Annotated in this window: 22 protein-coding genes; 10 read left to right on the plus strand and 12 right to left on the minus strand. The window is 69.3% G+C overall.

The window, feature by feature from the left end:
* Entirely contained in the window at positions 1–1296 is a 1296-nt protein-coding gene (locus tag AC2YG9_RS02215; protein WP_487296284.1) for a cytochrome b, read from the plus strand.
* Positions 1297–1302: 6 nt separating this feature from the next.
* Positions 1303–2151 (plus strand): cytochrome c1, encoded by an 849-nt coding sequence (locus tag AC2YG9_RS02220; RefSeq protein ID WP_487296285.1) that lies wholly within the window; start codon positions 1303–1305, stop codon positions 2149–2151.
* Positions 2152–2209: 58 nt separating this feature from the next.
* Here AC2YG9_RS02220 and AC2YG9_RS02225 read toward each other — a convergent pair whose 3' ends face one another.
* From AC2YG9_RS02225 to uxaC, 3 genes are read right to left on the minus strand one after another with little or no spacing between them, the layout of a single operon-like run.
* Positions 2210–3709 (minus strand): UxaA family hydrolase, encoded by a 1500-nt coding sequence (locus AC2YG9_RS02225; protein ID WP_487296286.1) that lies wholly within the window; start codon positions 3707–3709, stop codon positions 2210–2212.
* Entirely contained in the window at positions 3706–5184 is a 1479-nt protein-coding gene (locus tag AC2YG9_RS02230) for a mannitol dehydrogenase family protein (protein ID WP_487296287.1), read from the minus strand. Before AC2YG9_RS02230 ends, AC2YG9_RS02225 begins: the two co-directional genes overlap by 4 nt.
* Positions 5181–6596, minus strand: coding sequence for a glucuronate isomerase (uxaC, locus tag AC2YG9_RS02235; RefSeq protein WP_487296288.1), 1416 nt, complete (start codon positions 6594–6596; stop codon positions 5181–5183). The genes AC2YG9_RS02230 and uxaC overlap by 4 nt, the downstream gene beginning before the upstream one ends.
* Positions 6597–6734: 138 nt before the next feature.
* Here uxaC and AC2YG9_RS02240 point away from each other — a divergent pair, with 138 nt between their 5' ends.
* Positions 6735–9221, plus strand: coding sequence for a hybrid sensor histidine kinase/response regulator (locus AC2YG9_RS02240; RefSeq protein ID WP_487296289.1), 2487 nt, complete (start codon positions 6735–6737; stop codon positions 9219–9221).
* Here AC2YG9_RS02240 and AC2YG9_RS02245 read toward each other — a convergent pair.
* The 3 genes from AC2YG9_RS02245 to AC2YG9_RS02255 all read right to left on the minus strand — a co-directional run bounded on the left by AC2YG9_RS02245 (position 9218) and on the right by AC2YG9_RS02255 (position 11890).
* On the minus strand, positions 9218–9901 hold the full coding sequence (locus tag AC2YG9_RS02245) for a hypothetical protein (protein WP_487296290.1): 684 nt from the start codon (positions 9899–9901) through the stop codon (positions 9218–9220). The genes AC2YG9_RS02240 and AC2YG9_RS02245 overlap by 4 nt on opposite strands.
* Positions 9902–9996: 95 nt before the next feature.
* Positions 9997–10482 (minus strand): winged helix-turn-helix transcriptional regulator, encoded by a 486-nt coding sequence (locus AC2YG9_RS02250; RefSeq protein WP_487296291.1) that lies wholly within the window; start codon positions 10480–10482, stop codon positions 9997–9999.
* A gap of 100 nt (positions 10483–10582) precedes the next feature.
* Positions 10583–11890, minus strand: a complete 1308-nt coding sequence (locus AC2YG9_RS02255; RefSeq protein ID WP_487296292.1) for a hypothetical protein — start codon at positions 11888–11890, stop codon at positions 10583–10585.
* Between the two features lie 136 nt (positions 11891–12026).
* On the opposite strand from AC2YG9_RS02255, the gene AC2YG9_RS02260 reads away from it, so the two are divergent.
* Entirely contained in the window at positions 12027–13211 is a 1185-nt protein-coding gene (locus tag AC2YG9_RS02260; protein ID WP_487296293.1) for an acetyl-CoA C-acyltransferase, read from the plus strand.
* A gap of 16 nt (positions 13212–13227) precedes the next feature.
* On the opposite strand, the gene AC2YG9_RS02265 is transcribed toward AC2YG9_RS02260, so the two are convergent.
* The gene (locus AC2YG9_RS02265) at positions 13228–13806 is read right to left on the minus strand and encodes a DUF3617 domain-containing protein (RefSeq protein WP_487296294.1); all 579 of its coding nucleotides are present in this window, start codon (positions 13804–13806) and stop codon (positions 13228–13230) included.
* Between the two features lie 77 nt (positions 13807–13883).
* Between AC2YG9_RS02265 and AC2YG9_RS02270 the strand changes: the two genes are divergently transcribed.
* From AC2YG9_RS02270 to AC2YG9_RS02285, 4 genes are read left to right on the plus strand one after another with little or no spacing between them, the layout of a single operon-like run.
* Positions 13884–14138, plus strand: a complete 255-nt coding sequence (locus AC2YG9_RS02270) for a GNAT family N-acetyltransferase (protein WP_487296295.1) — start codon at positions 13884–13886, stop codon at positions 14136–14138.
* A 47-nt stretch (positions 14139–14185) separates the two neighbouring features.
* Positions 14186–14608 (plus strand): type III secretion system chaperone family protein, encoded by a 423-nt coding sequence (locus AC2YG9_RS02275; RefSeq protein WP_487296296.1) that lies wholly within the window; start codon positions 14186–14188, stop codon positions 14606–14608.
* 52 nt (positions 14609–14660) lie between these two features.
* Entirely contained in the window at positions 14661–15926 is a 1266-nt protein-coding gene (locus AC2YG9_RS02280) for an aminotransferase class III-fold pyridoxal phosphate-dependent enzyme (RefSeq protein WP_487296297.1), read from the plus strand.
* A gap of 40 nt (positions 15927–15966) precedes the next feature.
* A complete protein-coding gene (locus tag AC2YG9_RS02285) occupies positions 15967–17397 on the plus strand; it encodes an amidase (protein WP_487296298.1) in 1431 nt (476 codons plus the stop codon).
* A 19-nt stretch (positions 17398–17416) separates the two neighbouring features.
* Here the strand turns inward: AC2YG9_RS02285 and AC2YG9_RS02290 are convergent, their stop codons facing one another.
* The 4 genes from AC2YG9_RS02290 to AC2YG9_RS02305 form a co-directional block, all read right to left on the minus strand.
* Positions 17417–17950 (minus strand): hypothetical protein, encoded by a 534-nt coding sequence (locus tag AC2YG9_RS02290; RefSeq protein WP_487296299.1) that lies wholly within the window; start codon positions 17948–17950, stop codon positions 17417–17419.
* A gap of 86 nt (positions 17951–18036) precedes the next feature.
* Positions 18037–19146 carry a DUF4167 domain-containing protein gene (locus AC2YG9_RS02295; RefSeq protein ID WP_487296300.1) on the minus strand — a complete coding sequence of 370 codons (1110 nt, stop codon included), beginning with the start codon at positions 19144–19146 and terminating at the stop codon, positions 18037–18039.
* 206 nt (positions 19147–19352) lie between these two features.
* Positions 19353–20219 (minus strand): peptide chain release factor N(5)-glutamine methyltransferase, encoded by an 867-nt coding sequence (gene prmC, locus AC2YG9_RS02300; protein WP_487296301.1) that lies wholly within the window; start codon positions 20217–20219, stop codon positions 19353–19355.
* The gene (locus AC2YG9_RS02305) at positions 20216–21010 is read right to left on the minus strand and encodes an MOSC domain-containing protein (protein ID WP_487296302.1); all 795 of its coding nucleotides are present in this window, start codon (positions 21008–21010) and stop codon (positions 20216–20218) included. Before AC2YG9_RS02305 ends, prmC begins: the two co-directional genes overlap by 4 nt.
* 121 nt (positions 21011–21131) lie before the next feature.
* On the opposite strand from AC2YG9_RS02305, the gene AC2YG9_RS02310 reads away from it, so the two are divergent.
* Positions 21132–22418, plus strand: coding sequence for a YihY/virulence factor BrkB family protein (locus AC2YG9_RS02310; protein WP_487296303.1), 1287 nt, complete (start codon positions 21132–21134; stop codon positions 22416–22418).
* A gap of 32 nt (positions 22419–22450) precedes the next feature.
* Here the strand turns inward: AC2YG9_RS02310 and prfA are convergent, their stop codons facing one another.
* Positions 22451–23521: a peptide chain release factor 1 gene (gene prfA, locus AC2YG9_RS02315; RefSeq protein ID WP_487296304.1), complete on the minus strand. Its 1071-nt coding sequence runs from the start codon at positions 23519–23521 to the stop codon at positions 22451–22453.
* Positions 23522–23699: 178 nt separating this feature from the next.
* Here prfA and AC2YG9_RS02320 point away from each other — a divergent pair, with 178 nt between their 5' ends.
* Positions 23700–24641: a hypothetical protein gene (locus AC2YG9_RS02320; RefSeq protein WP_487296305.1), complete on the plus strand. Its 942-nt coding sequence runs from the start codon at positions 23700–23702 to the stop codon at positions 24639–24641.
* Positions 24642–24645 lie beyond the last annotated feature (4 nt).

Here is a 24645-nt window from a genome sequence, read left to right on the forward strand (position 1 = left end):
ATGAGCGGACATTCCACTTACGAGCCGAAATCCGGCATCACCCGCTGGCTCGACCAGCGCCTTCCCGTCACCCGCCTGGTCTGGGACAGCTTCGTCGACTATCCGACGCCGCGGAACCTGAACTACTGGTGGACCTTCGGCGGCATCCTCAGCCTCTGCCTGGCGGTCCAGATCGTCACCGGCATCGTGCTGGCCATGCACTACACGCCGAGCGCGTCGGGCGCCTTCGCCTCCGTCGAGCACATCATGCGCGACGTGAACTACGGCTGGCTGCTGCGCTACACCCACGCCAACGGGGCCTCGATGTTCTTCATCGCGGTCTACCTGCACATGTTCCGCGGGCTCTACTACGGGAGCTACAAGCCGCCGCGTGAGATCCTCTGGATCCTCGGCTGCGTCATCTACCTCCTGATGATGGCCACCGCCTTCATGGGCTACGTCCTGCCCTGGGGTCAGATGAGCTTCCACGGCGCGGTCGTGATCACCAACATCATCGGGGCCATCCCGGTGATCGGCGGCCCGATCCTGACCTGGCTGCAAGGCGGTTTCGCCGTCGACAACGCCACGCTGAACCGCTTCTTCTCGCTGCACTACCTGCTGCCCTTCATGATCGCCGGCGTGGTGATCCTGCACGTCTGGGCCCTGCATGTGGTCGGCCAGAACAACCCGACGGGCGTCGACCCCAAGTCGAAGCACGACACCCTGCCCTTCACCCCGTACGCGACGGTGAAGGACGGCTTCGCCATGAGCGTCTTCCTGATCCTCTTCGCGGTGTTCGTCTTCTACATGCCCAACGCGCTTGGCCATGCCGACAACTACATCGAGGCCAACCCGCTGGTGACCCCGGCGCACATCGTGCCCGAATGGTACTTCCTGCCCTTCTACGCCATCCTGCGCGCCGTGCCGGACAAGGTGATGGGCGTTGTGGCCATGTTCGGCGCCATCGGCGTGCTGTTTGCCCTGCCCTGGCTCGATACGTCGAAGGTGCGCTCGATGCGCTACCGCCCGATGGCCAAGCTGTACTTCATCATCCTGGTGGTGGTCTGTATCATCCTCGGCTTCTGCGGCGCCAAGCTGCCGGACGACGCGGTGATCCCGGGCCTCGAGACCATCAAGATCCTCGAGAGCGATCTCAACAGCTGGGTCTGGCTCTCGCGTCTGGCGACCGCCTACTACTTCGCCTACTTCCTGGTGATCATGCCGCTTCTGGGCCTCATCGAGACCCCGCTGCCGACGCCGGAAACCATCGCCTCGCCGGCGTTGTCCCACCCCGCTGACGCCGAAAAGAAGGGCTGAGCCTCCATGCTGCGCAAACTCACCCTTATCGCGGCGGCCATCGCCACGACGCTGGTGGCGGCTCCCGCCCTGGCGTCCGGCAAGGCCAAGCACCCGCACGACATCGCCTTCAGCTTCGAAGGCCCCTTCGGCAAGTTCGACCAGGCCCAGCTGCAACGCGGCTACAAGGTCTATCGCGAGGTCTGCGCCGCCTGCCACTCGATGAAGCTGCTGTCGTTCCGCAACCTCGGCGACAAGGGCGGCCCCTTCTATGACAAGAAGTACGGCAACCCGAACGACAACCCGGTGGTCAAGCAACTGGCCACCGAGATCCAGGTGCCGGACATCGACACCGAGACCGGCGACGAGATCACCCGTCCCGCCGTCCCGGCCGACCGCTTCCCGAGCCCCTACAAGAACGACTACGCGGCCCGCGCCGGCAACGGCGGCGCCCTGCCGCCGGACCTGTCGGTGATCGCCAAGGGTCGCGAAGGCGGACCGGAATACCTGGCGGCCTTCCTGACCGGCTTCGAGGCTCCGCCCAAGGGCCTGACGGTTCCGACCGGCCAGCACTACAACGCCTACTTCCCGGGCGATGTCTCGGCCGGATGGAGCGGCGACAAGGAACACACCCCGGGTGGCGGCTTCGTAGCCATGCCGCCGCAGCTGGCCGACGGCAAGGTGACCTTCGACGACGGCACCAAGTCGACCGCCCATCAACAGGCCGTCGATGTGGCCGCCTTCCTGATGTGGGCCGCCGAGCCCAAGCTGGAAGAGCGCAACCAGATGGGCCTGTCGGTGATGATCTACCTGCTGCTGTTCAGCGGCCTGCTCTATGCCAGCTACCGCAGGGTCTGGAGGAACGAGAGCCACTAGGCTCTTCGGCCAACCAAAATGACGAAGGGCCCGGAGCGATCCGGGCCCTTTTTCCTTGTCAGAGATACCCGCCGACCTGCCAGGGCACGAACTCGTGGTCGCCGATGCCCAGCGCCTCCGACTTCGAGGGTTCGCCCGAGGCCACCGCCAGCATGCGCTCGAAGATCAGGCGGCCAACCGCTTCCATCGTCGTCCCCGTCAGCACCGGCGAGGCGTCGACGTCCATGTCCTCGTCCATCCAGCTTGCCAGTCTGGCGTTGGAGGCGACCTTGATCGACGGGGCCGGCTTGGCGCCGAACACCGAGCCGCGACCCGTCGTGAAGACGATGAGGTTGGCGCCGGAGGCAATCTGCCCGGTGGCCGAACAGGGATCGTAGCCGGGGCTGTCCATGAAGCTCAGGCCCCTTGTGGTCAGGGGCTCGGCGTAACCGATGACGTCGTTGAGCGGCGTCGATCCGGATTTGGCGACGGCGCCGAGCGACTTTTCCAGGATGGTGGTCAGACCGCCCTTCAGGTTGCCCGGCGAGGGATTGTTGTTGAGTTCCATGCCGTGCCGATCGGCGTACTCGCGCCACCAGGCCAGGCGGGCGTTGAGCCGGTCGGCCACATCCTGGGAGGCGGCGCGGCGCAGAAGCAAATGTTCGGCCCCCCAGATTTCCGGCGTCTCCGACAGCATGGCGCTGCCGCCCTGGGCGACCAGCAGATCGACCGCGACGCCGAGCGCCGGATTGGCGGTGACGCCGGACCAGCCATCGGAGCCGCCGCACTGCAGGCCGACCGTCAGGTGCGAGGCCGGGACCGGCTGGCGCCGAATCGCGGCCGCGTCCTCGACCAGCTCGCGGACGATGGCGACACCGGCCTCGATGGCCCGGGCCGTGCCGCCGGCCTCCTGGATGGTCAGGGTGCGCAGGGTGGGTCCGGCTTTTAGGCCTTCGTTCTCCAGCCAGGCGGGGATCTGGTTGGCCTCGCAGCCGAGGCCGACCATCAGGATGGCGGCGAAGTTGGGATGGTTGGCGTAGCCGGCCAGCGTCCTCTGCAGCACCAGGGTGTCGGTGCTCAGCGAGGAGCCGCCGCAGCCGCCCTGGTGGGTGAAGGCGACGACGCCGTCGACGCCCGTTGGCAAGGCGTTGTCCGGGAAGGCGTCAGCAATGCGCCGGGCGACGGTGGCCGAACAGTTCACGCTGGTCAGGACGCCGATGTAGTTGCGGGTGCCGACCCGGCCGTCGGGACGGACAATGCCCTGGAAGGTGGCGCCGGTCTGCGGAACGGGCGCCTGGGCATCCACCCCGACTTCGGCGGCGCGGCCGTCTTCGGTCATGGCCAGGTTATGGGTGTGAACGTGGTCGCCGGGAGCGATGGCGCCAGAGGCCCGACCGATGACCTGGCCGTAGCGGCGAACCACTTCCCCAGCCGGCACGGCGCGGCGGGCGATCTTGTGGCCGGCGGCGATGTCTGCGCGGGCGGCGGCGTCCAGACCCTCGGGGGTCTCGCCGGCCGCGATGTCGTCGAGCGCGATGGCCACGTCATCGGCCGGGTTGAGGATCAGGACACGGCTCATCGGGCAGACTCCGCCAGGCGGCGGGCCGCGTCCACGGCGCCCTGCCGGCCCAGGGCAAGATAGGCGTCGGTGACCGCCGCGACAAACCGGGCGTCGGTCGCCAACGGGGGCGGGAAGACGGCCCCCAGGGTCAGCAGGGCCGCGACCCTGGCCTGATCCGTCACGGCGCCGGCCAGACGTTCGGCCGTACGGGCGGCCAACGGGTCATCGACGGCAAAGGTCTCCCCGCTTTCCGTCACGCCCGACTGCCAGCGCATCCATGCGGCGATGCCGAGCGCCAGGGCAGCGATGCCCTGGCCCTTGGCCAGCCGGTCCGCCGCCCCGGCCAGCAACCGCTGGGGCAGCTTCTGGGAGCCATCCATGGCGATCTGGCGGGTGCGGTGCATCAGGGCGGGATTGCGGAAGCGGGCCCTGAGGTCGCGGCGGTAGGCCGTGATGTCGAGGCCGACCGGGGGATCGAGGGTCGTCTGGGCCTCGTCCCAGAGCGCCTCCACGAAAGCCGCGAATGCGGGGACGGCGAGAGCCTCATGCACATGCTCATGGCCCGACAGGGCGCCGAGATAGGCGATGGCCGAATGGGCGCCGTTGAGCAGCCGCAGCTTGGCGTCCTCCCATGGGGCGACGGCGTCGGTCAGCTGCACGCCGAGGGCGGCGAAGTCCGGCCGCTCGCCGGCGAAGCGGTTCTCGATAACCCACTGGATGAAGGGCTCGGCCTTGACCATGCCCCGGTCCTCCACGCCCAGCCGGAGGGACAGGCGGGCGATGTCGTCCGGTGTCGTGGCCGGGACGATGCGGTCGATCATCGTCTGGGGGAAGGCGCCGTGGGCGTCGATCCAGTCGGCGAGATCGACGTCGATGCGCCTGGCCATGGCCAGCACCGCCTCGCGGATGCGCGCGCCGTTGTGGGGGAGGTTGTCACAGCTGATGACGGTGAAGGGGCTCAACCCTGCCGCCCGCCGCGCGGCCAGCGCCGCGACGATGAAGCCGGGCGCGGTGCGCGGCGCCGACAGGTCGGCGAGATCAGCGGCGACCCCGGGATCGTCCAGCTGCAGGGCGCCAGTGGCAGGGTCAAGGCGGTAACCCTTCTCGGTCACCGTCAGGGTGACGATGTGCACCTCGGGGTCGGCCATGGCCGCGACCAGCGCGGCGGGCTCGTCAGGCGCGACCAGCACCCCCCGCCCTGCTCCGATGACCCGCAACCGCTCCTCCGCGCCGTCGCGGACGACGAGGGTGTAGAGGCCGTCCTGAGGGTTCAGCTGGGCCGCCACGGACGGCGAGCGCAGCGATGCGCCCAGCACGCCCCAGCGCAGATCGCCAGTGCTGAGAGCATCGTCGAAGACCACCGCCTGGTGGGCGCGATGAAAGGCGCCGATGCCGAGATGGACAACGCCGGTCCGCACCTTCGTGCGGTCGTACGACGGGCGCGCCACGTCCGCCGGCAGGTCGGCCAGCGAAGAGGCGCTCAGTCGGGTCACAGCCTGTATGCCGACTTGACCAGGTCGTAGGTCAGGGCGCGGGCCACCTCATGCGCCTCGTCCTCCTCGATCCGATGCTCGACCACCAGCCGGGCCAGGAAGCCGCAGTCCATGCGCCGGGCGACGTCATGTCGGGCCGGGATCGACAGGAAGGCGCGGGTGTCGTCGTTGAAGCCGACGGTGTTGTAGAAGCCGGCCGTCTCGGTGACCTGCTCGCGGAACCGGCGCATGCCTTCCGGGCTGTCGTGGAACCACCAGCTGGGGCCCAGTTTCAAGGCCGGGTAGTGGCCGGCCAGCGGGGCCAGTTCTCTGGAGTAACTGGTCTCGTCCAGGGTGAAGAGGATCAGGGTCAGGCGCGGGTCAGACCCGAACCGGTCGAGCAGCGGCTTCAACGCCCGCACATAGTCCGTCCGGGTCGGGATATCGGCCCCCTTGTCGCGGCCGAAGCGCTCGAAGACCCGGGCGTTGTGGTTGCGGAACGAGCCGGGGTGCAGCTGCATGACCAGCCCATCCTCGACGCTCATCGCCGCCATCTCGGTCAGCATCTGGCCGCGGAACAGCTCGGCGTCGGCGGCGCTGGCCGGTCCCCTGGAGACCCGGGCGAACAGGGCCTCAGCCTCGGCCTTCGACAGATCGGCGGTGAAGGCGGTCGGATGACCGTGGTCGGTCGAGGTCGCGCCCATCGCCGCGAAATAGGCCCGCCGATCGCGCAAGGCGTCGAGGTAGCCGGACCAGGCCGTCGTATCGCGACCGGTCTGCCCGGCGAGGATGGCCAGATTGTCGAGAAAACCCTCGTAGTCCGGATCCAGCACCGGGTCCGGCCGAAAGGCGGTCAGCACCCGCCCCTTCCAGCCCGACGCCTGGATCGCCCGATGATGGCGCAGGTCGTCGATCGGCGACTCGGTCGTGGTCAGCACCTCGATATTGGCCCGCTCGAACAGGGCGCGGGGTCGAAAGGCGTCGGTCTTCAGCGCCGCGTCGATGACATCGAAATAGTGGTCCGCCGTCTCGGCGCCCAGGAGCACATCGATACCGAACACCTCAGCATAGACCCAGTCGTGCCACATCCGGGAAGGGGTGCCCCGGAACAGGTGGTAATTCTCCGCGAACCGCCGCCAGATGGCGCGCGGGTCGGTCTCCACCGGCCCGCCATCAGCGCGCGGCGCCCCCAGGCTCTCCATCGACAGGCCCTGGCTGAACAGCATGCGGAACACATAGTGATCCGGCGTGATGAGCAGCTCCGCCGGATTGGCGAACGGCGCGTCGGTCGCGAACCATTCCGGGTCGGTATGGCCATGCGGACTGATGATCGGCAGCCCCTTGATCTCCGCATACAGCCGCCGGGCCACGGCCCGGGTGTCGGCGTCGACCGGGAACAGGCGGTCCGGATTGAGGCGAAGCGGCTGGCTCATGATCACGGCTCTATAGGGTCTCTCCGGCATATGACACCGGTGGCATCGCTTGGCAAACGCGCGCCGCCGACCCAATCCGAGGATCACGGAATCTCAATCCCTTCCCTGTCAGATAGCCAGTCGATCCCGAGGGAACCCATGCGGTCCATCATCTACGGCATCGTTGCGGCGCTTGTGTTGGTCGCAACTCCGGTTGTGGCCAAGCAGGCCATGACGCCTGCCCAGCTGGCTTCGGCCATCGAGGGGCGGGCGGTCTCGTCCAGCTTCGCCGATCTGCGCCGGTTCGGCGACGCGGCCATGCAGGGCAAGGACCGCGAGTCCCTGCGGCGGCTCAACTACGTGGCCACGGTGTTCCGCAACCAGTCGGAATTCGACCTCTTCACCCGCTACAACGACGCCCTGGCCGACCAGGCCCGGTTGCAGGGCGACGATCGCTACCTGACCATCGCCGACCTCAACCGCGTCGCCGCCCGGATGAGTCAGGGCGACCCCTCGGCGGTCGGCGATCTCGAGGGTCGCCAGACCGCCAGCGACGACTGGTACGTCCGCACCCATGCCCAGACCCTGTGGGCCACGGTGCTGATCAACCGCCAGCAGACCGGCGCGGCCCTCAAGCTGCTCTATGAAACCGAACTGCTGATCGACCAGAAGGACGCCGACGCCAAGGCCGCGGCATCGGAAATCTGGGAAACCATCGGCATCGCCCTGATGGGCCTCAACGACCTGGACGGCAGCGCCCGCGCCTTCCAGCGTTCGCAGTTCGAGTTCGCCGACAAAAGCTGGCCCCGGCCCGATTTTGACGCCGTCTACAATCTTGGCGACCTGGCCATCCGCTTGGGCGACCAGGCGCAGGCCCGCAAGCTGGTCGCCGTGCACCACGAGCTGACCCTCAAGTCGGGGCTGGAAAATCTCCGCCCCTGGGACGCCTATCTCTGTGGCATGTACGCCGAGGCCTTCGGCGGCCCGGCCGAGGTGCTGGCCTGCACCGGCGACCTGCCCCAGCGGATCGAGGACACCGGCCTGCTCGCCCCGCGCCTCTTGCCGATGCGCGCCATCGCCAACGCCCGCTCCGGCAAGCCGGCCCTGACCGCCCGGGACCTGGAAACCCTGCGCACCCTCAAGGCCTCCAACCGCTTCGACCCCGTCGCCTTCAAGCGCCTGCCGCAGATCGAGGCCGAGCTGCTGCTGGCCCGGGGCGACGGCGCCGCCGCCTTCGAGAAGTTTCGGCAGTACGAACGCGACCAGCGCTTCCAGACCTCGCAGGACATCTACGGCGGGGTGCGCCAGATCACCGGCTTTCTGGAGGCCCAACTGAACGGCGCCCGCAAGGAGACCGAGCTGAAGGCCGCGGCCGTCCGCGCCCAGGGCTGGGTTATCGCCCTGGGCGTTCTCCTGACCCTCGGGGCCAGCCTCGCGGCCATCCTGCTGTTCCGGGGCGGCCGCCGCCTGAAGGCTGCCCGCAGCCAGGCCGACGCCGCCAGCACCGCCAAGAGCGCCTTCCTGGCGACCATGAGCCACGAGATCCGCACCCCCCTGAACGGCGTGCTGGGCATGGCCCAGGCCATGGCGTCGGACAACCTCGAAGCCGACCAGCGCGAGCGGCTGGGCATCATCCAACAGTCAGGCGAAGCCCTGCTGGCCATCCTCAACGACGTGCTCGACCTGTCGAAGATCGAAGCCGGCAAGCTGGAGATCGAACAGATCCCCTTCCAGCTGAGCAGCGTCGCCGGCACGGCCTGTTCGGCTTTCGCCGACCTGGCCCGCAGCAAGGGCGTGACCCTGGCGCTGGACCTCGGCCCCGCAGCCGGCCGCTACCTCGGCGATCCGACCCGGGTGCGGCAGATCCTCTACAACCTCGTCTCCAACGCCGTGAAGTTCACCGAGGACGGCCAGGTGCGGATCGAGGCCGGCTACGACGACGGGACCCTGGAAATCCGCGTCACCGACACGGGCGTCGGCATCAGCCCGGACAACCTGGGCAAACTGTTCGGCAAGTTCGATCAGCTGGACAGTTCGACCACCCGCCGCTTCGGCGGCACGGGCCTGGGCCTCAGCATCTGCCATGAGCTGGCCCAGTTGATGGGCGGCGAGATCGCCGTCACCAGTTTCTCCGGCGTCGGCTCGACCTTCACCCTGCGTCTGCCGCTCGAGCGGCTTGGCGACGAGGACAGCGCCGCCCAGCATGCGGCCGAAGAGGCCGATACCGCCCCGCTGACACTTCGGGTGCTGGCCGCCGAGGACAACAAGGTCAACCAGATCGTCCTGACCACCCTCTTGAGCCAGGTCGGCGTGACCCCGACGATCGTCGATGACGGCCAGGCCGCCGTCGACGCCTGGCACGAGGCCGAGTGGGACGTCATCCTGATGGATGTGCAGATGCCCGTCCTCGACGGCGTCGCCGCCACCCGCGCCATCCGGGAAGCCGAAGCCGCCGCCGGCCGCCGGCGGACGCCCATCGTCGCCCTGACCGCCAACGCCATGGCCCACCATGTCAGCCAGTACCTGGCGGCCGGCATGGACACCCACGTCTCCAAACCCATCCAGGCCATGGCCCTGTACGAGGCCTTGGCCTGGGCGGCGGACGCGGCGGAGGGTGATGCCCCCGGGAAGGCCAGCGCGGCCTAGTTCGCTGACAGCGTCAGCACCCGCCGCGACATATCCAGCCGCAACGTCCAGCGTGACCAGACATCGGTGCCGATGGTCCCGGCCACCGCCGGATCGAGCCCGGCGACCAGGCCGGACGGCGCCTCCTCGCTCAGGTCCCCAAGGAAGGAGAAGGCCCGCAGACGCCCGCGCGCCTGGTTGCGGGCCAGTGGGTCATAACCCTCGCGCGTCGGGCGGAAGGCGGCGATCTGATCGCTCAGCCGCACCATGCCGGCCGAACTCCAGTCGACCGCGAACTGACCGGCCAGCGCGTGATCGTCGTCCGACACCGCCGCCCGCAGGGTCGGCACGCCGCCGACCAGGGTCAGGGGAATGGCCCGCCCGCGCACCTTCCGGCGGCTGGGCGCGTGAATCCGCACGCGGCAGGGGGCGAAGTCGAGGTCGACCACTTGGCCGGCCAGGGCGTCGGCGCCGATGATCCCGGCGATGGGCGTATCGAACCCGGGAGCCCTGAAGTCGAGGTCGACCACCCGCACGGGCAGCGCCTTCAGGCTCAGGCCGGCGACCCGCACCGGCGCGGTCAGTTCGGTGACGGCGATGCCCTCGGTCTGGGCCCGGGTCTCGTGGATCAGCGTCTTCGGCGCGCTGGGGTCGATCAGGTAGTCGCCGGCGATTCCGGCCACGCTGGCCGGGGCGACCACGGCCCCGTTCTCGAACCAGCAGTCGGCGGCAAGGACGGGGGAACTGGAAAGGTAGGCCGCGAAGGCAGCCAGGATCAGGGCTGTGCGCCGGCGGTTCAGGCGACCGCCCGGGACAGGGCCTCGCCGACGGTAGGATGCTCCGACGGCTGTTCGACACGGCGGATTTCGCGGTCGCCGACCACCTCGTCGCAGGTCGCACAGACCAGCTTGGGCCGGAAGGCGTGGCCGTTATGGGTCATCTTGTTGGGCGCGAGGCCCTCGCCGTACACGTGCCGCTCGCCCCAGTCATAGAGGGTCAGCAGCACCGGGCGCAGCTCGCGGCCCTTGGCGGTCAACAGATACTCCTGGCGCGGCGGCCGTTCGGAATACTGGCGCGGCTCCAGCACCCCATGGGCGACCAGGGCCTTGAGGCGCGAGGCCAGGACATTGCGGGCGACGCCCAGGCGCTCCTGCCACTGTTCGAACCGCCGCACGCCGTTGAAGGCGTCGCGCAGGATCAGCAGGGTCCAGGGATCGCCGACGACCTCCAGGGTGGCGGCGATCGGGCAGCTTTGTCGTGAATAATCGGCGGTTCGGCCCATGACCGTCAAATTGTGCCTTCCCGCCGAGGAAGACAAGGGGGTTTCTTTTGAATACTCCCTCACCCACGCCGGTGTGACCCGGCGTGGGCTTTGGAGGGGGTTACTGCTGGGCGGCGCCGGGCCTGTCCTCGGCCTTGGGCACGGCCTTCTCCTTGGCCTTGGCCTTGGCGGCGGCGGCCTTTTGCTCGGCCGCCTTGGCGCGCGCCTCGGCCTGGGCGGCGTCCCGCTGGGCCTTGGCCTCGGCCTGTTTGGCCAGGGCCGCCTCGCGGGTGGCGACATTGCGGGCCTCGGCCGCCTTGCGGGCTTCGGCGTTGCGGGCTTCAGCCGCCTGCTTGCGCTGCTCGGCGGTGGCGGCGTCACGGGCCGCCTTGGCCTCCGCCTGCTTGGCGATCGCCGCCTGACGGGTCGCCGCATTGCGGGCTTCCGCCGCCTTGCGGGCCTCGGCGTTGCGGGCTTCAGCGGCGGCGCGCGGATCCACCGCCGGCTTGGCCGGAGGCTGGGCCACCGGCGGCCTGACGACGGGCGGCGTCACCACGGGCGGGGTGCGGTCACCGCGATCGCCCCGGTCACCCCGGTTGCCGCGATCGCCACGATCGCCACGATCGCCGCGATCGCCGCGGTCGCCACGGTCGCCGCGGTCACCTCGGTCGTCACCGCGGGGCGGCACGATCACGGGCGGCGGAACACCGCCGTCCTGGCGGTCCTCGACCCGGTCCCGCCGGTCATCGCGGCGGTCGTCGCGGCGATCATCGACGCGGTCCTGGCGGGCCTCGGCCTGGCGGCGGGCCGCCTCGGCGAGCCGTTCACGGCGACGCCATTCGTTCTCTTCCACCTTGCGGCGTTCGGCCTGGGCCTGGGCGCGGCGCAGGTCACGGGCCCGGGCCAGATAGCGGCCGGCGTATTCGCGGCGGCCATAGGCGGCGTCGCGGTCGAGGCGGCGGCCGCCCGAGTCGTAGAGGATGACCAGCTGGCCACGGTCGTAGGCGTAGCCGTAGTCGGGATCGCGCACGAAATAGGGATAGTCCTCGCCCTGGCGGTAATAGTACCAGCGCTCGCCGCCGCCCGAGAGGCGCTCGAGGTAACGGTAGCTGCCGTCTTCCTCTTCCCAGTAGGCGGGCTCGGAATCTCCGTAGTCGTACGAATAGTCCGGGGCCTCATCGCCGTAGCCGCGATCGACCGTCTGCACGTCCGACCAGTAGTCGCGCTTGGCGGCAGGGGCGGCGGCGGGGGCCAGCGGCGCGGGGGCGGCGTCAGGCAGGGCCTCGACCGAGGGGGCGATGTCGTCGGCCTCGGCGATGACGACGCCTTCGGTCTTGGGGATCTCGGCCTTGGGAGCGGATTGCTGGTCGCAGGCGGCCAGAGTCAGGGCCGAGAGGGCGGCGGAAACCAGCAGGACGGGCCTGAGCATCGTGTAACTCCTGTGCAGGGGGCCAGACTGAACGTGCAGCAGACCCACTCGGCTCCCGACACACTTGCCGAGGGCCTCTTGATGCATCATGTGACAGCCCGCGCCTGAACCTCGCCTGAATTCGAAGGACACCCCCATGTCAGCCGACCCTGTCGTCATCACCTCCTTCGCCCGCACGCCGATGGGCGGCTTCCAGGGCGCGCTGTCCACAGTCAAAGCGACTGACCTCGGCGCTGTCGCCGTGAAAGCGGCGCTGGAGCGGGCCGGGATCAGCGGCGACCAAGTCGAGCAGATCATCATGGGCTGCGTGCTGCCCGCCGGCCTCGGGCAGGCGCCGGCCCGTCAGGCCGGTCTGGGCGGCGGCCTGTCGCTGGGCGTCGAGGCGACCACGGTCAACAAGATGTGCGGCAGCGGCATGCAGGCGGCCATCATGGCCCATGACGCCCTGGCCGCGGGCAGCGCCGACATCATCATCGCCGGCGGCATGGAGAGCATGTCGGGCGCGCCCTACCTCCTGACCAAGCATCGCGGCGGGGCCCGCATCGGCCACGACGCCATCAAGGACAGCATGTACCTCGACGGCCTGGAAGACGCCTACACCCCCGGCAAGCTGATGGGCGCCTTCGCCGAGGACTCAGCCCGCAGCTACCAGTTCACCCGCGAAGACCAGGACAACTACGCCATCGAGAGCCTGAGCCGGGCCCAGAAGGCCATTGCGTCGGGCGCCTTCGAGGCCGAGATCGTCCCCGTCGAGGTCAAGACCCGCAAGGGCGTCGAGACGGTGAGCCAGGACGAGCAACCGCCCAAGGGCGATGCGTCCAGGATCCCGACCCTGAAACCCGCCTTCGCCGCCGACGGGACCATCACCGCCGCCAACGCCTCTTCGATCAGCGACGGCGCCGCCGCCCTGGTCCTGACCCGTCAGTCGGTGGCCGAGAAGCTGGGGATGCCCATCATCGCCCGCGTCGTGGCCCATGCAGCCCACGCCCACGAGCCGGGCCTGTTCACCACCGCCCCGGTGCCGGCCATGCAGAAGGTGCTGAAGAAGGCCGGGTGGAGCGTCGAGGACGTCGACCTGTTCGAGGTCAACGAAGCCTTCGCCGTCGTCGCCATGATCGCCCAGCGTGAGCTTGGCATCCCGCGCGACAAGCTGAACGTCAATGGCGGGGCCACCGCGCTCGGCCATCCCATCGGCGCCTCGGGCGCGCGCATTCTGGCCACCCTGCTCGGCGCGCTTCAGGCGCGGGGCGGCAAGAAGGGCGTCGCCAGCCTGTGCATCGGCGGCGGCGAAGCCACGGCCATGGCGGTCGAACTGGTCTGAAGGCCGTAGGCCCGCGCTAGCGGGCCTTCTGGTTCTCATCGAGGATGTTGCGGATCTGGCCGCCCGGCAGCACGACGTCGCCGCCACGCTGGCCGGCCGGACAGGGGCCGACGTAGCTGGCGTCGATCTTCATATCGAGCACCCCGTTTGCCCGGGCGTTGGCGGCGCCCTCGGTCTTGACGGTGACCAACACCGTGAAGTTGCGCGTGAAGTCACCCTTGGCGGCGCCCGAGGTCGTCGTCTCGCCGCCCTGGGCGGTCCGGCAGACCGTGTAGAAGGTCCAGGTGCCGTCGGCCTCTTTCTTGTATTCGCGCTTGGAGCAATCCTCGGTGACCGCCCCCGGATTGACCCAGGACACCTGCTCCTGCGACTTGGCGTCGACACAGGTTTTCATGGTCATCTGCTGGCCGGCGATGGTGTTCTTGTATTCCCACTGGCCGGCCATCTGCTTGGGCGGGCCCTCGGGGGGTTGCTGGGCGGTCGCCGCAGCGGGCTTGGCGTCGTCGCCCGCCACATCGGCCTTGTCGGCCCCCTTGTCACAGGCGGTCAGGGCCAGAAGCCCGATCAGCGAAACACCGGCGAGAGCTGCGCGCATGTATTTTTCCCCGAGAGGTGATTTTGGCCGACGATAACGGGGATCGGACGGGCGCGCGAGGCGCTATATTGTTCAACATGGCTAACGTCACCGACAACACCGCCGCCGGCCGCTTCGAGTTGATCGAGCAGGGCCAGACTGCCTACGCCGACTACCGCCGTGAGGCCGGCCGGCTGTACATCGACTACGTCTTCTCCCCAGTACCCCTGCGCGGCCAGGGAACCAGCGACCGACTGATGCGCGGCATCCAGGCTGACGCGAAGGAGAAGGGCGAGGACATCGTGCCGATCTGCGGCTATGCCGCCACCTGGCTGAGACGTCACCCCGGATGAGGCTGGCAGGGGCGCTTCTGATCGGGCTGCTCGCAGGGACGCCGGCGATGGCGGCCAAACCCGCTCCGCCGCCCGCCCTGATCGCCAGCTGGACGCCGGCGGAGATGAAGGCGCTGGCCCAGGGCATGGGCCTGACCGTCACCCAGGAGGCGCGGCTGGACAACGGCGATCCGGCCCTGGCCGTGCGCGCGACAACCGGGACGGCCTTCGTCATCCAGGGCGCGGCCTGCGACAAGGTTCGCTGCCGGGGCGCGATCCTCACCGCCTTCGTCACCTACGACACGCCGGCCAAGGCGCAGGAGGCGCTCAAGCGGCTGGACTTCGCCGCCGTGCAGGTGCGGGCCGACGAGCCGAAGGTGCTGACCCTCAATCGCTATGTGATGCTTGATGGCGGCATCCACCGGGACAACCTGCGGGCCAATGTTGAACTGTTCCTGGCCGTGGTCGAACAGGCGCGCGGCCTGATGTGAGTTGCCGCCGGGCGCGGGTCGCGTATCGTTCTCCAAAACAAGGGAGCGAGGCATGAGCGGTCCGGTCGACAAGGCCCTGCGGGCGCGCGCCGAGGCGGTGATCCCCGGCGGCATGTACGGTCACCAGTCGGTCGGCCTGCTGCCCGACGACTATCCGCAGTTTTTCAGCGGCGGCGACGGCGCCCACATCACCGACGCCGACGGCAGGCGCTACCTCGACCTGATGTGCGCCTATGGGCCGAACCTGTTCGGCTACGGCCATCCCGGGATCAACGCGGCCTACGTCCGTCAGTTGGAGATCGGCGACGCCCTGACCGGCCCATCGGCCCTGATGGTCGAACTGGCCGAGGCCATGACCGCCATGGTCACCCACGCCGACTGGGCCATGTTCTGCAAGAACGGCACCGACGCCACCACCATGGCCATGATGACGGCCCGCGCCCACACCGGCGCCAAGGGCCTCGTGCTGGCCAGGGGCGCCTATCACGGCGCCGCCCCCTGGTGCACGCCCCGCCCCGGAGGCGTGGTCCCTAGCGACAAGGCCCACCAGCACTTCTGCGCCTACAACGACATCGCCAGCCTGGAGGCCGCCGTCGCCGAGGCCGGCGACGACCTGGCCGCCATCTTCGCCGCTCCCTTCCGACATGACGCCTTCATCGACCAGGCCCCGCCGGACCCCGCCTATGCCCGCCGGGCCCGGGAGCTGGCCGACCAGCACGGCGCCCTGCTGGTCGTCGATGATGTGCGGGCCGGCCTGCGGGTGGCGCGCGACTGCAGCTGGTCCGTCCTCGGCGTGCAGCCCGACCTGTCGACCTGGGGCAAGTGCATCGCCAACGGCCATCCGATCTCGGCGATGCTGGGCAATGACAAGGCGCGCAAGGCGGCGGCCTCCATCTATGTCACCGGCAGCTTCTGGTACGCCGGGGCGGCCATGGCGGCGGGGCTGGAGACCCTGCGGCTGGTCCGCGAGACCGGCTATCTGGAACGCATGCAGAGCCTGGGGCTACGCCTGCGCGACGGCCTGCACGAACGCGCCTCGGCGGCGGGCTTCGGCCTGCGCCAGACCGGGCCGGAGACCATGCCGCTGTTCCTGTTCGACGACGACCCCGACCTGCGCCTCGGCTTCGCCTGGTCCAGCGCCATGCTGGCGCGCGGCGTCTACGTCCACCCCTGGCACAACATGTTCCTCTGCGCGGCGATGACGGAGGCCGACATCGACGGGGCCCTCGCCGCCGCCGAGGGGGCCTTCGCCGACCTCAAACGCGATGCGGGATCCCTGGGCCCGGTCGAGAAGCTGGCGTTTCTGGCGGCGCGCTGACAAGCTTCAAGAAAACAGAACAGACATCGGGAGAGAGATCATGGCTTTCGCGGATTACGTCGAGCACGACGGACTGGGGCTGGCGGCCCTGGTGAAGGCCAAAAAGGTCTCGCCGGGCGAGATTCTCGAGGCCGCCATCGAGCGCATCGAGGCCCACAACGGCGTCCTCAACGCCGTGGTCCACAAGGAATACGACGAGGCCCGCAAGGTCGCCGCCGGCGACCTGCCCGAGGGCCCGTTCAAGGGTGTGCCCTTCCTGATCAAGGACCTCGGCGCCCAGGTGAAGGGTTGGCCCCGCACCTCCGGCTCGATGTTCGCGCAAGTCGCCGCCGACCCCGACGACAGCGAGCTGGTCAAGCGCTACCGCGCCGCCGGCGTGGTGCTGGTCGGCAAGACCAACACCCCCGAGTTCGGCATCCCCGGCGTCACCACCAGCCGGCGCCTCGGCCCCTGCTCCAATCCCTGGGACCCGACCCGGATCAGCGGCGGTTCCTCAGGCGGCGCGGCCAGCGCCACGGCGTCGGGCATGGTGCCCCTGGCCCACGCCAGCGATGGCCTCGGCTCCATCCGTATCCCGGCCGCCTGCTGCGGCCTGGTCGGCATGAAGATCACCCGCGACCGCAATCCCAACGGCGGCGAGGACTACGACCGTGCTATCGGCTTCTCGGTCGACCACGTCGTCAGCCGCACGGTCCGCGACAGCGCCGCCATGCTCGACGCCACCGGCTATCCGGAACCGGCGTCCCCCTACGCCCACCCGGCCAAGGAGCGGCCCTACCTGGAGGAAGTCAGCCGCTCGCCCGGCAAGCTTCGCATCTTCTGGTCGCCGGAAACCCCGAACGGCAAGCCGATCAGTGAGGAAGTCACCGCCAAACTGGCCGAGACCGCCGCCACCCTGAAGGCGCTGGGCCATGAGGTCGTGGAACAGGGCCTCGGCGTCGACTACCGCACCCTCTATCGGTCGCAGGCGCTGGTTTCGGCCAGCAATTTCTCGGCCGGCGTCCGCCGCTGGGTCGAAAAGCTGGGCCGCGAGCCGGGCGAGGGCGAGATCGAGGGCCTGGCCCGCCGCGGCTACGAGGCCGGCAAGCGCATCACCGGCGACCAGGCCATGTGGGCCTGGCAGCAGCTGCGGCTGATGAACCGCCAGATCCTGCAGAACTTCGAGACCTTCGACGTCTACCTGACCCCGGTGCTGGGCACGACGCCGCCCAAGCACGAGTTCCTCGACACCCTGACCGACGACCTGCGGGCGTTCGACAAGGCCCAGTCGGCGACCTTCCCCTTCACCCCGCCCTTCAACTTCACCGGCCAGCCGTCGGTCAGCCTGCCGCTGCATCAGTCGGCCGACGGCCTGCCCATCGCCATGATGTTCACGGCCCGCTACGCCGACGAGGGAACGCTGTACCGCCTGGCCGGCCAGCTGGAGAAGGAAATGCCGTGGAAGGACCGGAAGCCGCCAATCTTCGGGTAGGCGGCCTGGGCCTGAGGCCCTACTCCGAGGGCGGGTCCTTCATCGTGTATTCCTGGGTCTTCGGATCGTAGACCCACAGCTTGAACTCGATGATGTTCTTGTAGCCATAGGCCGGGATGCCGATTCCGGGCAGGCCATCGCGCATCTGGGTGATGTCGATGGTCACCCCGCCCTCTTCCTTGGCGAAGCCGTTGTTGGTCATGGCGCCGTCCATGGCCGGGCGCCATTTGCCCTGCTTGTCCTCGAGGAAGATGACCACCTGGCAGCCGGCCGAGCCGCACCAGTAGGGATCCTCGCCGAACTGGGCGACCGCATAGCGCCGCCAGGGGCCCTCGCCGGCCTCGCCGAAGAAGGCGCAGAACTTGCGCCGGTCGGGGGCCGCGTCCTGGACCATGGGCAGGGACCGGATCGCCTCGAAATCCTGCTTGAAGAGCAACGCCTCCTTGCAGGCCAGCTCCGCCTTGGGGAAGTCGTATCCGAAGGCGTTGGGCGAGGATTGCGCCAGCGCCGGGCCGGCGCTCAGCAGGATGGCGATAGACAGCAGAATGCGCATGAAAAAGGGCTCCGACATTGTCGGAACCCTATCTCGTTGGCGGTCGCTGTAACGCCCCAAATAGGGGGCTATCTGCCCCCCCCTGGTCAGCCTTCGTCGCCGTCCTTGGAGCCGCCGTCCTCGAAGCTCTTGGGCGCGCGGCGGCGCTTGGGCTTGGCCGGGGCTTCGGCGTCGGCGGCGACCGGCGCGGGGGCCGAGCGCGACAGGAAGCCGGGCAGTTCGGAAACCGCGCCGTCCTGGCCGCGCAGGCGGGGCGAGGGACGCTTGGGCTCGGCGGCCAGCGGGGCGGCCTGCGGTTCGATCACCTGCAACGGGTCGCGGGCCTCACGGGCCTCGGCGCGCTCCTCACGGGGCCGATCGCGCTCATAGCGGCTGCGGCGGGGCTCACGCTCTTCGCGCGGGCGCTCGTCGCGGGGCGCTTCGTCGCGCGGCTGCGGCTGCTGATCGCGCGGCTGGTCGCGGTCCCGGTCCCGGGGACGGTCGTCGCGGTCGTCGCGGTCGCGGAAGCGGTCTTCGCGCGGCCGATCATCACGCGGCCGATCATCACGCGGACGTTCATCACGGGGCCGATCGTCACGAGGACGGTCGTCGCGGTTGCCGTCCCGGTCGCGGGGGCGGTCGTCGCGAGTCTGCTGCTGCTGCCCGTCGCGCGGACGATCGTCGCGGTCGCGCCAGCGGTCCCGATCACGGGGACGGTCGTCACGGTTCTGGTTGTTCTGACGGTTGCCGTACTCGCGGTCGCGGGGGCGGTCGTCGCGGTTCTGGTTGTTCTGGCGGTTCTCGAAGCGGGGGCGTTCCTCGCCCTCTTCGCCTTCCGGCTTGTTCTCGGTCGCCTCGGCGATCTGGGCCTCGGTCGGCTCCTCGTGCTCGGCCTCGAAGTCGATATCCATGCCCGAGCTGTAGTTGTCGCGGCCGATGATGTCGGTGACCGGCCGGTTGGGCTGGATCGCGCGGATCAGGCGGAAATAGTGCTCGGCGTGCTGCAGATAGTTTTCCGCCAGCACCCGGTCGCCGCCGGTCGTCGCGTCGCGCGCCAGCTGCTGGTACTTTTCGAAGACGCTCTGGGCGGCTCCGCGCACCTTGATCCCCTCGGGACCATTGGAGTCGTAGGCGCGATTGGCATTGTGCTGCTGGGGCTTGTTACCGGCGTTCCGGTTGCGGCCGCGCTGCCGCTTCATGCCCTTGAAATCTCTCATGGTGTTCCTGTCGCCCAGGCGCCGCATACACGGGCCTTGAAGCTTGCCTTGTGACGTGTCGGACGCTGTGCCGGTCCGTGACTGCCTGTGTTGGAGTGGTCCTTGGGTTCCCGCCCGGCTCGCAGCCCTTCGTGGCTCGCGCGCCCGCCGCTTCAGGTCACCCCGGTACGGCTTTTAAGGTAGGGAACGAGTCAGGATGTAACCCCTCACCCGGCGGTTTCCAAGGGGTTTTTGAAACCGGTCACCACGCGGTCCCGCGTTCCGAGGTCTTTGGTGGTCCGCATCTGGCCGGCGCCGGCCGCCTTGAACAGGGCTTCGACCGCCGCCGACTGGTCGTGGCCGATCTCCACGGCGAACAGCCCGCCGGGCTTCAGGACCCGCAGGATCTCGGGCGCCAGCAGGCGGTAGGCGTCCAGACCATCGGGGCCGCCATCCAGCGCCAGCCGCGGCTCATGGTCGCGCACCTCCGGATCGAGCGTGTCGATGTCGGCCGACGGAATGTAGGGCGGGTTGGAGACCACCAGGTCGAACTGGTCGTCGCCCAGACCCGCCGTCCAGTCGCCGCGCAGGAAGGCGGCGCGGTTGTTGAGGTCGAGGTTGGCCGCGTTTTCCTTGGCCACGGCCAGGGCTTCCGACGAGGTGTCGATCCCCAGCCCCCTGGCCGCCGGCCGCTCGGCCAGGATGGCCAGCAGGATGGCCCCGCTGCCGACGCCCAGATCCAGCATCTGAAACGCCATACCCTCCGGGAAGGCCGGCAGCACCACGTCGAGGATGCTCTCGGTGTCCGGGCGCGGGGTCAGCACGTCGGGCGTCACCGACAGCATGATCTTCCAGAAGCCCTTGCGGCCCAGGATGTGGCTGATCGGCCTGCGCCGCGACCGCTGCTCGACATAGTCGTCGAACGTCGCCTGCTGTTCCGGGGTCAGCTCGCGGTAGGGGTCGGTCAGGACGTCGGCGCGGGTGATGCCGGCGGCGGCCTGCAGCATCAGGTTGGCGTCGATCGAGGGCTGGTCGACGCCGACCGCCTTCAGGGTGGCGGTGGCGGTCTTCCAGGCGGTAACGAGGTTGGTCATCGGACTTCCCCACGGTCGCCATCTGCGACCGGAAGCAATTCAAGAGTGTCCCCGAGGGCGATGGCGCCGCCCTTCGTGACGTTGACATAGATGCCGCACAGGACGTGGGCGTAGTGCTCGAACAGGGCCGCCGGGATGTCGATGTCCCGGATCGCCGTGGTCGGGTCGACGGCCGTGGCGGCGCAGCGGACGATGGGCTTGTAGACGGTGGCCGAGGCCTCGCCGAGGCTCAAGGACCGCCCGGCCCAGTCGTTCTCGGCCCAGGCGTCCCAGCCCTCGACATAGAGATTGGCCCGGAAGCGCAGCGGATCAACCGGCCGGCCGATCTTCGCCTCGAGGTCGCGAACACTGGCCAGGTTGATGATCGACACATGGCCCATGGGGTGGTCCATGAACCGGTGGGCGCCGGGGCCTTCGATGACGTTCAGCGGCCCGGTCGCCTCATCCCCCAACAGGGCAGCGAGCCAGGCCTCGAAGGCGTCGCGCCCCTCGGCGGAATGGAGGTCGCCGGCAAAATCCGGCTGCCCCTCGGCGGTGGCGCTGAGCAGGCCGGTGGCGGCGTCGTAGGCCGTGCGGGCCTTCGCCACCTGCGCGATCTGGGCCAGGACAGTGAACTTCGACTTCGAGATATGGCCCGGCGCGGCGGGATCGAATCCGCTCGGCCCGTTCTCCACCGCAAACAGCCGGTCATCGGGAAAACAGGCGCCGGCCACCAGTTCGGCCCACTCCAGCCGCTCGGGCGTGAACCCCTTGACCGGGTGGCGATACAGGCTGTCGACGATGGCGCGCATGGCGTTCAGTGCCAAAGGCGCGGCCCCGCCGCAACCCCCACGCCCCTGTCGGTGTTTGCCCCTTCGGAGGCGCTGGATGGTCTGGTTCAAGGGCGGGGGTCGCAAACAACCCTCAAGGAAGATGGCGGGTGCGCTGGGCCGTGGGGCCTACGCCGTCGGCAAGGGCGCGGGCCGCGCCGTCGGCTGGACAAGGCGCCGCGACTGGCGGGCCATGCCGGGCCGGGCGGCCGGCTATGCCGCCAGCCGGCCCTACGGCCTGCTGCCCTGGATCGCCCTGGTGGCGGCCATCGGCCTGTGGCCGCGCGGCACGGCGGTGGCGGCAAGCGGGTCCGGCGACAAGGTCGTCCCCGGCGCCTCGGACGTCCGCCAGATGAGCGCGCGGGCCTTCGAAGCCAGCCAGCCTGGACGCGGCCGCGCCGCCCATCGGCCGGGCCACATCCCCGTGATGGGCTGGCGCGATGTGGTCTGGCGGGTGATCCGCGAGATCGGCCGGGACAAGCTGCCGTCCGTCGCCGGCGGCGTGACCTTCTACGCCCTGCTGGCCATCTTCCCGGCCATCGCCGCCTTCGTGTCGGTCTACGGCCTGTTCGCGGACGTCGCGACCGTGCGCGAACAGTTGAACCAGATGAGCGGCGTCTTCCCGGCCAGCGTGGTCCAGATCGTCGGCGACCAGATGCTGCGTATCGCCGGCCAGCATGAGGGCAAGCTCACCGGCGCCCTGGTCATCAGCCTGCTGGTCTCGGTGTGGAGCGCCAACGCCGGGATGAAGGCGATGTTCGAGGGTCTCAACGTCGCCTACGACGAGGCCGAGGACCGACCCTACTTCCGCCAGACGGCGCTGAGCTACGTCTGCACCTTTGGGGCTATGCTGTTCCTGGCCTGCGTGGCCGGCTTGCTGGTCGCTCTGCCGGCCGTCATGACGGCCCTGCGGCTGGACGCCCTGCTGGTCTTGTGGATCCCGCTGCGCTGGCTGTGCGTGCTGGCGCTGGCTGCCTTCGCCTTCACCCTGCTCTACCGGATCGGCCCGGCGCGGGCGAAAGCCAAATGGCGATGGCTGACCTGGGGGGCGGTTGCGGCCTCGGTCCTGTGGCTCGGCGGCTCGCTGGTGTTCAGCTGGTACGTCGGCTCGATCTCGAACCTCGACGCCACCTACGGTCCTTTGGGGGCGGTGATCGCCTTCATGCTGTGGGTCTGGTTCTCGGTCCTGACCGTCCTGATCGGCGCCGAGATCAACGCCGAGATCGAACACCAGACGGCCCAGGACTCGACCACCGGCCCGCCGGCCCCGATGGGCGCGCGCGGCGCGGCCATGGCCGATACCGTCGGCGAGGCGCTCGACCTCAGCGAGGAGATCGCTGGCGGCGTGGGGGCGGTGAAGGGGGCGTGGAAAGGGCTGGTCAAGCGCTGACCCCCTCCCCCGTTTACGGGGGAGGATGAGGCTTACGCGTCTTCCAGCGCCGACAGACGCGCCGCCTGGTCCTCGGCGATCAGGGGCTTGATGATGTCGTCCAGGGCGTCGCCCGGCATGATCCGCTCAAGATTGTAGAGGGTCAGGTTGATCCGGTGGTCGGTCACACGGCCCTGCGGGAAGTTGTAGGTGCGGATGCGTTCGGACCGGTCCCCCGACCCGACCTGGCTCTTGCGGGCCTCCGACCGCGCATCGTCCAGCGCCGTGCGCTGCAGATCGTAGAGCCGCGCCTTCAGGTTCTTCATCGCCTTGCGGCGGTTCTCGTGCTGGCTCTTCTCCGAGCTCGTCACCACCACGCCCGTCGGCAGGTGGGTGATCCGCACCGCCGAGTCGGTCTTGTTGACGTGCTGCCCGCCCGCGCCCGACGACCGGTAGGTATCGATCCGCAGGTCGCTGTCGTTGATCTCGATCTCGACGTCCTCGGCCTCGGGCAGCACCGCCACCGTCGCCGCAGAGGTGTGGATCCGCCCCTGGCTCTCGGTGGCCGGCACGCGCTGCACCCGGTGGACGCCGCTCTCGAACTTCAGCCGGCCGAACACCCCGTCGCCGGTGACCGAGGCGATGATTTCCTTGTAGCCGCCCATCTCCCCCTCGGAGACGCTGTCGACCTCGACCTTCCAGCCCTGCAGCTGGGCATAGCGCGCATACATCCGGAACAGGTCGCCGGCGAACAGGGCCGCCTCGTCGCCGCCGGTGCCGGCGCGGATTTCGAGGATGGCGCTGGCGTTCTCGTCCTTGTCCTTGGGCGCCAGCATCAGGGCCAGCGCATGCTCCATCTCCGGCAGCTGCGCCTGCAGCCGCTCCAGCTCATCCCGCGCCAGTTCGGAAATATCCGGGTCCGGATCGGCCGCCATGGCCTCCAGCTCGGGCATCTCGGCCCGCACCTTTTCCAGCCCCGCGACCGCGTCGGCCACAGGCTTCAGCTCGGCGTGCTCCTTGGACAGCTTGACGATCTCGGGGCCATCGGTGGCCGCGCCCATGCGCGCTTCCACTTCGCGGAAACGGTCGAGCACCTGATCGAGACGGGCCTGGGGAAGACGCAAGGGATAGAAACTCCGTAGCAGAAGGGCCGCATCCTCTACTCTTCTCGCTCCCGTCACGCCACTCCGGCGCTATCGCCTCTTGCCAAAATCGCCCCCGTGAGGTTCGTTAACCATAGTTATCGGGGGTATCAGTGGGCATGTGTGGGGTACTGGCCATGAAACGCGGGGGTTTGGGGTCGTGAGCGACGCACCGCGCTGCTCCCTCGACAGCCGCTACGAGCGCGAAGGGTCGGGCCATGAGAGCCACGACGCCCACGCTCACGCGCCGACGCCGCCCGTTCCCTATATCGGCCAGAACGCCGTCTCGGTGGGCCTGCCGGGCGCGACCGGCCAGGTCTTCACCGCCCCGATGTCCAGTGTCACCAGCACGGGCGCCAATGTCTTCACCGGCGTCACCGCGCCCGCCGTCATGGTCCAGCAGCCGATGATCGGCGTACCGCTCGGCGGCATCACCGTGATCAACAATCCGCCGGCGCCTGGCAGCCCCTGCCCCGTCTGCGGCAAGCCGCTGGGCGACCAGGCCAGCCACAAGGCCCACGACCACCACGGCCCACCGGCCGCGCCGCGCTTCAGCAAGGCCACCCCGGAAGTCTTCCGCGACGGCTTCAAGCCGCTGTGGGACGCCGCCCAGGCCGACCAGGCCGCCTATGTCGTGGTCTCCGGCTGCAACAAGCTGATGAACGTCCTGCTCAAGGAGCTGGAGCTCAAGGCCAAGGCCGAGAAGTCAGAGGACGACAAGCCGAAGTCCGGCGGCGGCTGGAGCCTGTTCGGCGGCAAGAAGGAAGAGAAGAAGCCGACCTTCGCCGAGCGCATCGAGAAGCTGCAGAAGAAGGGCTACCTTCTGAAGAGCACCGTCTATGCGGCCAAGGAATCGGGCATGACCGCGGTCCTGACCGAGAAGATCGACGCCTCGGCGGTGACCGGCGAGATGGCCAAGCGCTACGTCCAGTTGCTGTGGCAGGTGGCCGACCAGGGCTTCGAACAGCCCGGCTGGAGCCAGGACGGCATGTTCCCGAAAGCCGTCCCCGGCCCGGCGGATTCGCACGCTCACCACGCCCCGGCCCCGCAGGCGGCTCACGCCGGCGGCGGGCATCTGGCGGCGCCGGAACAGCACCACTAACCCC

It is taken from the genome of Caulobacter sp. SRI_014, assembly GCF_057586315.1.